Here is a 3,235-nt window from a genome sequence, read left to right on the forward strand (position 1 = left end):
TAACAACCCACAACTGCTAGAATCAGACATTAAAGATCTAAGATATTATGGTTGTGTCTTTTCCAAAGCTAGAGCGGACTACAAAACACAACAGATTACTTCAACAACCACTAAGCAACTTGATATTGAAAAATATGATGTTGACCAACAGGATGATTTCACATCATTAAAACAACTCTTAGTTGACATCAAAAATCAAGATGAATCTGATTACATGAAACTTAATGAGACATTAGGGGCAAATCCCAAATCTGTTCCAGAGTTTTATCCAACTTCGAAAACCTTCCGATTTAAGAATGCTTTTGATAATTTCTTTGAAAAAATTGAATTTGAAGGCGTTGTAGACAGCTTAAATGAAAAACAATTACTATTTAACAAAAACGGGAAAACAATAACAATTGACAATCTAAGTACCGGCGAAAAACAAATCGTATTTAGAGGTATCTACCTTTTAAAAAACAGCAAAAAACTGGACGGTGCAGCAATTATGATTGATGAACCAGAACTGAGCATGCACCCTAAGTGGCAGAAGAAAATATTAAAATACTTTAAAGACCTATTTACCGAATCTAGCATTCAAAAAACACAACTTTTTATTGCTACCCATTCAGAGCATGTTTTGAGTGAGGCCTTAAGCGATAAGACAAAAAATTTAGTAATAGTACTAACTGAAACTGGAGGAGTTATTAGTGCAAAAAAGATTGATGCACCTTCTGTATTACCATCAATAACAAACGCTGAAACAAATTATTTAGCCTTCGATATTGTTTCAAATGACTATCATATTGAACTCTACGGATGGCTACAGCAAAAGGAATCTAAAAACACTGTGAAGTCTTGTGACGACTTTATTAAGAATAATTCGTTTTATAATTCAACGACTCATGGAAAAGCATCGTCATTTGGCACAACTACCTATGACACTTTATGCACATATATTAGAAATGCCATCGACCATCCAGACCCAAGTCGGACATATACAGAAGACCAATTGAGAATTTCCACAGAATTATTAATACAATTATGCCGATAAAAAGCCCAGCCACTAACAGCTAAGGCTTCGTTCGGCATGCAATGCCTAGAATGAAGCCAATGTTGAACTTAATCTCGAGTAGTTTAGTTTTTCTCTTTTTTCCAAATCTATGGGGTTCTCGTCTATTGCCTTATGAGTTTCTGAAACAGTTTCCTTATAATTTTTGAAGCTTTACCCTATTTCCTATCTATTTCTCCAAATACCCCAAAATCTTTTTCATGTCAAACTCGTCTTCGCTGGATTGATTTTATCTCATTGTCAAAGAAAAATAAATTTCAATCAATAAATCTATTAAAAGAAACATTTGTTTATTTTTGGTAACAAAAACAAATAGAAATGGACTATTTAACTAAACTGGAGAAACCAAACTTTAATGAAGTTAAAGAATTGGTTAGGAATTTAACGCCTGCTGAAAAATTGCAGTTAAATGACTTTATTTGGGAAGAAAATATAGAAATCCCTATTGAACATAAGGTTTTAGTAAGAGAACGCAGAGAAAAAAACAATGCTAATCCTGAGCGATTGATTGATTGGAACGCTGCTATTAATTTTCTTATGAAAAATGATTGAGTATGAAATAAAGATTGACAGAGACGCTCTTTTGGATATTATCGAGGCCACAAATTGGTATTCTGCTCAAAAACACGACTTAGGATTTAGATTTCAAAAAAGAATTATTTCTCAAATCTCCAAACTGAAATCAATACCAGAACGGTATCCTATAAAATATGATAACATTAGGTGCATGCCTATCAACAAGTTCCCCTTCCTTGTGCATTTTTCCATAGACAATCTCCATAAAATCATAACTATTCAAGCAGTTTTTCACACCAGTAGAAACCCACAAATTTGGAGACGAAGATAATTTCAGAACTCACCCCTCCAAATACCCCAAAATCTTTTTCATGTCAAACTCGTCTTCTCCTGAGGCTTCTAGATAGTCGGTTTTTATCGTAGAGGGTTTGCCCATTTTGAGGTAGGATTTCCAGATGTGGTCGATGTACCAAGTGGGTATATAGCCCCAGCGGGAGTCCATGGCTTTTCTGATGATAAAGGTGCGTTTGGATATTTTCACAAAAATGCGTTTCTCGTAAATAGCATTCAGCCGAGCATCATGAAAAGCAAAAAAACCTTCCACTATCACTACATCAAATCGTTCTCTAAAATCAGCAACGACTTCTAGCATAAGATCGTGATCAATAGAAAGCGGTGATTCCCAGTCGGTTTTGTCCTTTATTTTAGGTATTTGGGTTTCGGGAAAAACAAAGTCGTCTTGGTGAAAAATAATGGCTTTTTTGCCATTTCTTCTGAAATGCGTCACCAAAAGATTGGCCAATGTACTTTTGCCTGACCTACTCGGCCCACCGATTCCTATTACCATATTGATTGTCTTAAAACCAACTAGTTTTCTTTTTTCCACCCAAGCCCAAAGCTCCCAAAAGCGACCTTGTGATGATACTGGCAGCAGTTCTACCTATCTGTCGAGTAACGGAGCTTGACAAAATAGTTTCTAAAGTAGATTTCTCTTGTTTTCCTTTTGGAGCCTCTTCTTGCTCTTCAGATTCGTCCGCAGTGTTCAGTTTTTCGTTTAATATTTCGTATGCACTCTCACGATCTATTACTTCATTGTATTTCTTGGCAATCTTCGATTTCTCTATGATTTCTTCTATTTCATCGTCTGACAAAATATCCATTCTACTTCTAGGAGGACACATAAAAGTAACAGCCAGTGGAGTTGGAATGCCCTTTTCGTTCAAACAAGTCACCAATGCCTCTCCTATTCCCATAGCAGTTAGAATATCTTCGGTTTGGTAAAAATCCGTCTCGGGGTAGTTTCCGGCAGCTTCTTTTATGGCTTTTCTATCGTTGGCAGTAAAAGCTCTCAATGCATGCTGTACTTTCAAACCCAACTGAGCCAGAACCGACGATGGCACATCTTGAGGATTTTGTGTACAAAAATATATCCCAACACCTTTCGATCTGATGAGTTTTATAACTGTTTCTATCTGATTCAACAAGGCCTTTGAAGCTTCTTGGAACACCAAATGAGCTTCGTCTATAAATATCACCAGTTTTGGTCGATCTTCATCACCAGCCTCGGGCAAACTTGCATACAACTCTGCCAAAAGACTCAACATAAAGGTAGAGAATAGCTTAGGTCTATCCATCAAATCCATCACTCTCAATATTGAAATCATCCCT

5 protein-coding genes are annotated in these 3,235 nt (G+C 36.2%); 3 read left to right on the forward strand and 2 right to left on the reverse strand.

The genetic code is table 11. The features are described 5' to 3' along the window. The 3 genes from EGI26_RS07050 to EGI26_RS07060 all read left to right on the forward strand — a co-directional run. Positions 1-1,033 (forward strand): AAA family ATPase (locus tag EGI26_RS07050; RefSeq protein ID WP_255077319.1); only part of this gene is annotated, 1,033 nt, incomplete at its 5' end. Positions 1,034-1,369: 336 nt separating this feature from the next. Beyond that, positions 1,370-1,603, forward strand: a complete 234-nt coding sequence (locus EGI26_RS07055) for an addiction module protein (protein ID WP_255077320.1) — start codon at positions 1,370-1,372, stop codon at positions 1,601-1,603. Beyond that, a complete protein-coding gene (locus tag EGI26_RS07060) occupies positions 1,596-1,898 on the forward strand; it encodes a type II toxin-antitoxin system RelE/ParE family toxin (RefSeq protein ID WP_255077322.1) in 303 nt (100 codons plus the stop codon). The genes EGI26_RS07055 and EGI26_RS07060 overlap by 8 nt, the downstream gene beginning before the upstream one ends. A gap of 9 nt (positions 1,899-1,907) precedes the next feature. Here the strand turns inward: EGI26_RS07060 and EGI26_RS07065 are convergent, their stop codons facing one another. Together EGI26_RS07065 and EGI26_RS07070 are read right to left on the reverse strand one after the other, a co-directional pair. After that, positions 1,908-2,414 carry a uridine kinase gene (locus tag EGI26_RS07065; protein ID WP_255077324.1) on the reverse strand — a complete coding sequence of 169 codons (507 nt, stop codon included), beginning with the start codon at positions 2,412-2,414 and terminating at the stop codon, positions 1,908-1,910. Positions 2,415-2,424: 10 nt separating this feature from the next. Beyond that, on the reverse strand, positions 2,425-3,235 hold an 811-nt coding region (locus EGI26_RS07070; protein WP_255077329.1), incomplete at its 5' end, for a helicase HerA-like domain-containing protein.

It is taken from the genome of Lacihabitans sp. CCS-44, from assembly GCF_024343735.1.
Taxonomy (GTDB): domain Bacteria; phylum Bacteroidota; class Bacteroidia; order Cytophagales; family Spirosomataceae; genus Leadbetterella.